6 protein-coding genes are annotated in these 7,367 nt (G+C 66.3%); 5 read left to right on the plus strand and 1 reads right to left on the minus strand.

Going from position 1 to position 7,367, the window contains the following annotated elements; all coding sequences use genetic code 11:
* The first annotated feature begins 342 nt into the window (after window positions 1-342).
* From FB455_RS33885 to FB455_RS33905, 5 genes are all read left to right on the plus strand, one after another.
* The gene (locus tag FB455_RS33885) at window positions 343-690 is read left to right on the plus strand and encodes an immunity 8 family protein (protein ID WP_114919821.1); all 348 of its coding nucleotides are present in this window, start codon (window positions 343-345) and stop codon (window positions 688-690) included.
* A 203-nt stretch (window positions 691-893) separates the two neighbouring features.
* Window positions 894-1,145 (plus strand): hypothetical protein, encoded by a 252-nt coding sequence (locus FB455_RS33890; protein WP_145755798.1) that lies wholly within the window; start codon window positions 894-896, stop codon window positions 1,143-1,145.
* 146 nt (window positions 1,146-1,291) lie between these two features.
* Complete coding sequence (locus FB455_RS33895; protein ID WP_145755799.1) at window positions 1,292-2,056, plus strand: hypothetical protein; 765 nt, start codon at window positions 1,292-1,294, stop codon at window positions 2,054-2,056.
* A gap of 341 nt (window positions 2,057-2,397) precedes the next feature.
* Window positions 2,398-4,626, plus strand: a complete 2,229-nt coding sequence (locus FB455_RS33900; protein ID WP_145755800.1) for an McrB family protein — start codon at window positions 2,398-2,400, stop codon at window positions 4,624-4,626.
* A gap of 68 nt (window positions 4,627-4,694) precedes the next feature.
* Window positions 4,695-5,882, plus strand: a complete 1,188-nt coding sequence (locus FB455_RS33905) for an McrC family protein (protein WP_083791358.1) — start codon at window positions 4,695-4,697, stop codon at window positions 5,880-5,882.
* 503 nt (window positions 5,883-6,385) lie between these two features.
* On the opposite strand, the gene FB455_RS33910 is transcribed toward FB455_RS33905, so the two are convergent.
* On the minus strand, window positions 6,386-7,018 hold the full coding sequence (locus FB455_RS33910) for an adenylate kinase family protein (RefSeq protein ID WP_114919822.1): 633 nt from the start codon (window positions 7,016-7,018) through the stop codon (window positions 6,386-6,388).
* Window positions 7,019-7,367 lie beyond the last annotated feature (349 nt).

Consider the following 7,367-nt stretch of genomic DNA (forward strand, 5'->3'; position numbering starts at 1 on the left):
TCCGGCGCCCAAGTCTGGATCATGTCCCCGACAACATCCGCCACAAATAGAAGATCATGCCCGAGGCCACAACCTCACCAACTGAGACACCCCCTAAATGACACCCGCACACCAAGAGTCTGGTGGAGCCCCTCATGATCGAGGGTATGCGTAGGGCTTACCCAGACTCAGGTGAGCGGTCCGCATCTGGTCCGCAAGAGGTCGACGGACGACGGGGGAGCGGTGTCAGATGCCGAGAGGTGTTTCCGCTGCTAGAAGCGCATCCGCGCTGCTCGGCGAGGCGCCCGTCTTGATCTCGTAATGCACATGTCGTCGGGACGGGTCAGGCGGTAGCTTGCCCCCATGCGTGCGGAAGTGCGGCAGGTCCGGTTCCCGGACCTCGAAACTGGCCAGCCCTTCGATCGCGTCAACACCGTGCAGCTCGCCGAGGTGTATGTCGGTGTCGTCGGCGAGCCAGGCGAGGAGCATTACCAGGTCACTGCGTGCACGCCTGCCGCCCTGGTCGACCTGTTGGCCAAGCAATCCTTCCTGCTGGGGCGGCACTGGCTGTTCGTGGCAGAGTTCTCGCCGGCGACGGTCGAGGCAGCCTTGCGCAAGCTGATCGGGAACATCGAGGCGTCCCGCCGCGTCGAGCTCGCTCAGAAGGTCGGTCGGATTGGCCTGTGGGAGTTCGAGGACTACTGCGGCTGATGGCCTGCCGCGCGTCATGGGGGAGGCTCCGCATCCCGTGTCCGGCGCCCACGCGGGCGCGGGTCCTGCGCGACGAATCCAGAGAAGACCGAAGTAGTCAGGGTTCGCTTCTCCCCGCCTGGCTGGTGCCGGCTGTCGGACTGGGGCCGGCCAACGTCGATCACGAGGCCGTGGCGCATCGATGTGCGGCTCTGGGTGCTGTCGTGGCGGCGTCGGTATCCCGCGAGTTGAAACCTGGATCCCACCGGCAGATTTCTGAGCAGGGCTTCCTGTTCGGTGACCTCTTCGGCACGCCCGAAGTTGTCGCCATTCAGGTCGACAAGGAGTTGAGGCATCTGACGCGTCGTCATATCGCTAAGCGGGCAGGTTGCGCCGATCGTTGGGTTCGTCGTTCCGCTGTTCGACGGAGCGTGCCGGGTCGGGTCGACGGCGACAATTGCAGTACGCCCACCTGATGGGAGGTGCTGTGTCACAGTTGCCGGATCAACCTGGGCCCTCAGGCGGGCAGCCGTCTCAACGCGACGGGTTTCCGCCCGTGTGGCGGCCGCCGGTACCGTCGGCATCTCCTGCCGCCGCTTCCCGGAAGGGTCTCAGGCCGTGGGTGATCCTGCTCCTGGTGGCGGTGGGTGTGCTGTTCCTGTGCTGCGCGGGCACAACAACTCTGGCCACGATCGGGCTGGTCATTGGTGACACCTCAACGCCGCAATCCGCTTCGGTTAGTCCGGGCACCCAGCCAGCCGCGTCGTCACGCCGTCCTGATCCCGGTAGCACCGCCGTTGCGCCCACAGCCCCGGCCTCGACGGCTGGTACGCCCTCGACGGCGGGAACCAGTGAGGTGGCGCCTGGACCAAGCTTGCCTGCCTACGAGATCTTCGAGCGACGGGACGTCAGCGCCGGCTCCGGTGCTCGGCGCCTGGCGCTGCGGGCCGAGCTGCGCACCTTCCCGGTCAGTGAGCAGCAGGTTACAGCTGTGGCATCGCAAGTTGTGGAGCGCCATCGGGGGCAAGGTTGGCAAGCACTGTCGATCGTGGTCACCTACGACCGGCGTGAAGTCTTGCCAAGCTACGCGGTGTTCGAGTGGGCACCCGGCGGCCGCTGGTCGGAGGCCGCCACAGGGGATGCGGCGACCTGGCGGGGCTACCAACTCAATGCGGCCACGCTTCGCGAGAAGCTGGCGCAGCCAAACAAGTGCAGGCTTCCGACGGAGCAGGCTTACGTGCTGAATGCCGAGTTCAACCAGGCAACCGAGGACAACGTCGAAGTCAGTGAGGAGGCGGTGTTGTCGGAGATTGCCAAGCGACACAAGATTTCGACTGCTCGGGCAGAGGAACTGGTTGTTGCCGTCGAAGACTGGACGATGTGCTGAGCTGGCAAGACCGACCGGATCAGAACCGATCCCGCGGTGGACGCTGACAGCGCACCCGACCATGTCCAACATCTGGCTAACCGTGACGTGTAGTAGCTGCGAGTTGGCGGCGTCGGAGGTCGCACGTGCATCGTGCTGACGGCGCGATCAGCAGGCGGGTTGGAGGCTGCAACGTCTGCCGCCAGCGTGTCATCCGATGATTGGCGCACCACGACGGGTAGGAGTTCCTCAGGGCGGCGGTCCATGAGGCCCGTTGGCCATTAACTTGCCTTACATTGCCACACGCTACGGGAGTGCCGACCAGTTGCGCGTCGGCCACCTCGAAACGACAGAGGAGCGCCGTGAACGAGGATGCTGTCTACGCCGCCGCCCGCAGGGTGATTGACGCCGGTCTCGCCGGTGACGGGTCGGCCTTCACGCCTGGCCGGGCTGTGTGGACAGCCGAGGCAGCGGATCAGCTGTACACCGGGTTTGTCCGGCAGCCTGACGCGGGCAGGGGCAGCTTCGTCAGGAAGCTACAGGGGCAGCTTGCCGCAGCACCGCCCACGGCGGTACAGCTCATGGGCGAGCTGATCTACCTGCATCTGCTGCTGCCACGCGACATCGGCGGCGCGGCGAAACGTGCCGTGATCCATGGGGCGCTGTCGTTGCTGCCCGAGCCGGTCGAGGTCCCCGCAGACCTTGACGCGGTTCTCGATGCCGGCGTCGTGCGGGCCGGCGCGGCATACATGACGCAGCGGGACCGGCAGATCGCGTGGCTCGTGCGGCTCGTGCAGGCGTGGAAGCAGCTGCCGGCCGACCGTCAGCAGGCGGCCCTACGCGACCCGTGGGCCTTCAAGGACGTCTTGGACAGCATTCCAATCAACAGCGCCTACAGCCAACGCAACGTCCTGCTGAACCTCGCGTTTCCCGACACCTTCCCGCCGGTCGCCTCCCGGCGGCACAAGAAGCTCATCGTGGCCGCGTTCGCTGACGAGCTGTCCCACCCGAGCGGCGACATCGATCGAGACCTGGCGGAGCTGCGGACGGTGCTGTCGGAGAAGGCTGGCACGCTGGTCCACTTCTACCAGCCGCCCTGGGTTGACCGGTGGCGGCAGCAGACCGCGCCGGCTGGCGACGGCAAGGGACCGCGGGGATGGCTGGTACGAGGCGCGAAGGTGCACGGACACAACCTGATCGGCCAATGGCTCACCGAAGGGTTCTGCTCCATCGCGTATCCCGGGCTGCCAGAACTGACGCCCGGCCTGTCGAAGGCGGAACTGGACCAGCAGCTACGCGAGTCGCTGCCGGACTTCTCACCGTCCCAGCGGGGTCTGCACGTGGGGGTGCTCGATCGGTTCCTCAACCGGATGAGCGAGGGCGACATCGTCGTCACCGTCGACGGGCCCAAGGTGTATGTCGGCACCATCACCGGCCCCGCCACCTGGGTGAACACGCGCGACGACCTGTCGAACCGTCGACGAAAGGTTGCCTGGGCGAATCCCGACGCGCCATTCACCCGAAACGAGCTGTCCGCCGAGGCGCGGAGCAAACTGTCCGGTCAGCTCACCGTGACGGACCTCGGCGCCTACGTCGCCGAGTTCGCGGCCCTCGCCGAAGTGGACGACCAGCCGAGGGAGGAGGATGCCGACGATCAGCTCGAGGTGGCCGAGGTGGAGTTGCCCGAGCCGACCGCCGACCTGGCCGACGAGCTGCTGATTGATCGGGAGTGGCTCAGCGAGACGGTCGACCTGCTGCGGGAGAAGAAGCAGATCGTGCTGTACGGCCCGCCCGGCACCGGCAAAACCTATCTGGCCCAGGCGCTGGCCCAGTTCCTCACCGGGCAGGCCGACAACGCCTACCGGCTCGTCCAGTTCCACCCCTCGTACTCATACGAGGACTTCTTCGAAGGCTTCCGCCCCCGGGCCGCCGCCGACGGCGGGGTTGGCTTCGCACTCGAGCCCGGGCCCTTCAAACAACTCGTTGCGGACGCGAAGGACGACCCGTCCCAGGCCTACATCCTCATCATCGACGAGATCAACCGGGCCAACCTCGCCAAGGTCTTCGGGGAGCTCTACTTCCTGCTCGAGTACCGCAACCGCAACATCCAACTGCAGTACTCACCCACCGAAGACTTCGAACTCCCACCGAATGTCTACCTGATCGGCACCATGAACACTGCCGACCGGTCCATCGCCCTCGTGGACGCCGCCATGCGCCGCCGGTTCTACTTCCAGCCGCTGTTCCCCGGCAAGCCACCCCTCGACGGGCTGCTCCGCAAGTGGCTGAAGAAGCACAACCTCCCCGCCGACCGCGCGGACCTACTCGACGAGCTCAACCGCGCCATCGGGGACCGTGACGCCGCCGTCGGCCCGTCCTACCTGATGACAACCCAGGCCGCCAGCGAGAAAGGGCTGGCGAGGATCTGGAAGAACGCCATCATGCCCCTGCTCGAGGAACGCCACCTCGGCGACGGAACCGACATCAACCTCCGCTACGGCCTGGACGCACTCCGCAAACGCCTCAAGCAGGCCGCCGTTCCCACCCCCGTGCATCTGCCCCGCCAACACGCCGGAGACACAGCACAGTGAGGCTCGTCAGCCTACGCGAGCACCAGACGTACGAGTGCGAGCCGACGACTCCTGCCGTCGCCCGGGCGATGGAAGCCACCAAGCTCGTTGACACCTCACTCACCCTCGACGGGCGGCTGTTGCTGCGCTCCGGCTCCATGGTCGGCGCGGCCCGCATCATCGGCGGCGATGAACACGTCGATTTGCACGTACGGCCGAAGATCGGAATCGCTCGGCTGCTGTGGCTGCTCGGCTACGCCCGCGACCCTCGAGGCTGGCGCACCGAGCCCGTCGGCCTGACCCCCGAACACGACCTCGTGCCAGCGATGGCAGTCGCCTTCGCCACCGCCACCTACCAGGCACTAGCCCCAGGCCTGTTGCAGGGATACCGGACCGTCGAGGAGGCCTTGCCGCTGGTGCGCGGCCGACTCCGCGAGGCAGACCAACTGAGAACTCGGCCGGGACTGGCCCTACCCGTCGAGGTGCGCTACGACGACTACGACACGGACATACCAGAAAACCAGATCCTGCTGTCGGCCGTACGCCGCCTGCACCGCCTACCCGGCGTTCCCCCGGCCACCTGCAACGCCCTGCACCGCATCGCGGCCGCACTCGCCGACGTCACCCCCCTCACGGCGGGCGCCCCCATACCCGAAGCCTCGTCCAACCGGTTCAACAACCGCTACCAACCGGCGCTGCGGCTCGCCCGGCTGATCCTTGCTGGCGAAAGCATCGAACACTCCCACGGCTCAACCCTCGCCGCCGGCTTCGTTTTCGACCTCAACACCGTCTTCGAAGACTGGTTGACCACAGCCCTACGACATGCCGTCGAGACACGCTACGGCGGAACCGTCACCGGCCAACACCAGATGCACCTCGACCGTGACCGCCGGCTGCCCCTGGTGCGGCCAGACATCACCTGGTGGCATGGGCGCCAGTGCCTGGCCGTCATCGACGCCAAATACAAGGCACCCGGCAACACCCCACCCCGCGACGACATCTACCAATTGCTCGCCTACTGCACCACGCTCAACCTGCCCCGCGGCCACCTCGTCTACGCATCGGCAGGAGCCGAATCGGTGACCTACCAGCTCACGGGAAGCGGCGTGCACATCGTCGTGCACAGGGTCGACCTGGCGGCCCCTGTCACGCACCTGCACGAGCAGATCGAGAAGGTTGCCGAAGCAATCACAAGCGTCGAGGTCGCAAGCGGCGTCTCAGCGACCCCAACGGCAGGTCCGGATGCGGCAGTCAAGGACGGCGGATACCCATCATGATCCAGCTGGTAGCGGACAGAACCTGGCACGGACTGCCGGCACTCCTCTGCTACCAAGCCTTCCCGCAGATCGGGGGCACGTCGAGGTCGCGCTCGCCGCCCCGGTGCTCGGCGAGTAGCTGCCGACGGATCGAACGCCAGGCGACGCGCTCCTGCCGGCGGGCGAGCTTGCGGTGCGACTGAAAGGTGCAGAGCTGACAGCCGCAAAGGTTCGGAGCCTGAGCCGACGGCTGCCGATAGCAACGAGTGCGGTTCCAATCGGGCGAGGCGAGGAACTCGTCAAGGTCGCAGGAGCCGGAGCCGTGTCGGTGGATGTCGGTAAACCAGCGACGCAACGGCGGATCTCGCTGCTGCACTCGCTCCGGTCGGTGAACGTCGGTACGGGCCATGTGACGAGCGCCTTCGGCCGCCCGCGCACCGTGACCTCTTCGGCGGATCCGGATAGCTCACTTTGCTGGTGCGTCATTGGCGGTTCTGCGTTCGCTGGAGGGCGAGCGGATGGGGTCATGCGACTGCCTTGGTAGTGATCCCCTCTGGTGTGAGGGTGGCGTCGACGGAGAACAGCTTGCCTAGAGAGCTGTAGTGGTTGAGGGTAGTTGCCGCAGCGGGTCGGTAGGACTGCAGGCCTGCGGTGATGCGTTCGAGGGTGTCGTCGTGGCGTTGGACCGGTTCGCCTCCGCAGTGGTCGCAGATGTTGGGGCGTGTGGGGGCGGCGCTCTCGGTGTGCCAGGTTCGGCCGCAGTCGCGGCAGGTGCGGCGGCCGGCCAGGCGGTGCAGAACCTCGGCGTCGGGCAGGACGAGGTCGATCGCTCGGTCGATCGGTGCGCCGAGGTCTGACAACAGGGTGTCGAGCGCCACTGCGGTGATGGCTTGGTTGGGGGTGCCGTCGAGGACGAAGCCAGCAGCGACGTCGGGTTGGGTGAGGCGGTTGCGGATCATCGAGAGGAGTACCGGTTCCGGCACGAGTTCACCGGCGTTCATGTGCCGCAGGGCCTGGAGCGCGGCCGGGGTACTCGCCCGAATCTCGGCTTGGACAATGTCCGCCAGGCTGATGCAGGGAACGCCGAGACGCGCGGCGATGGTGCTGGCGATGGTCTTCCGGTCGGAGCCGGGTGGTCCGAGAACGGCCAGGCGCATCGGTGCAGCTTATCGCTGTAGCGGCGGATGATGAGGGTGTCGAATCGACAGCCGTCGTTGCAGCTTTGATCGGCCCATGCTCCGTGACCGCTTCGGCGGCTCCGACGGTATCGACTCGTGGACTCACTCGGTCGGCCTCGGCGCACTGTCATAGCCGATGAGCGGGTGCTGATGACTCCGATTCGGAAATTCTTGAGGCTCGAACAGTAAGGTTGAAGCGGGTGACGGGATCAGGTCCCGTGAGCCGGGCTAACTAGGTCGTGTTTCGTAGGGCGCGGAGCCATTGGTTGATGGCGGCGATGGTGAGGGTGGCTTCATAGCGCACGGCGAGTTTGTCGTAGCGGGTGGC

It is taken from the genome of Micromonospora sp. CNZ296, from assembly GCF_007827635.1.

Excerpts from the sequence above, each read along its gene's own strand:
- FB455_RS33885 (WP_114919821.1), top strand. The coding sequence starts at position 343 with ATGCGTGCGGAAGTGCGGCAGGTCCGGTTCCCGGACCTCGAAACTGGC.
- FB455_RS33905 (WP_083791358.1), top strand. The coding sequence starts at position 4,695 with ATGGAAGCCACCAAGCTCGTTGACACCTCACTCACCCTCGACGGGCGG.
- FB455_RS33910 (WP_114919822.1), bottom strand. The coding sequence starts at position 7,018 with ATGCGCCTGGCCGTTCTCGGACCACCCGGCTCCGACCGGAAGACCATC.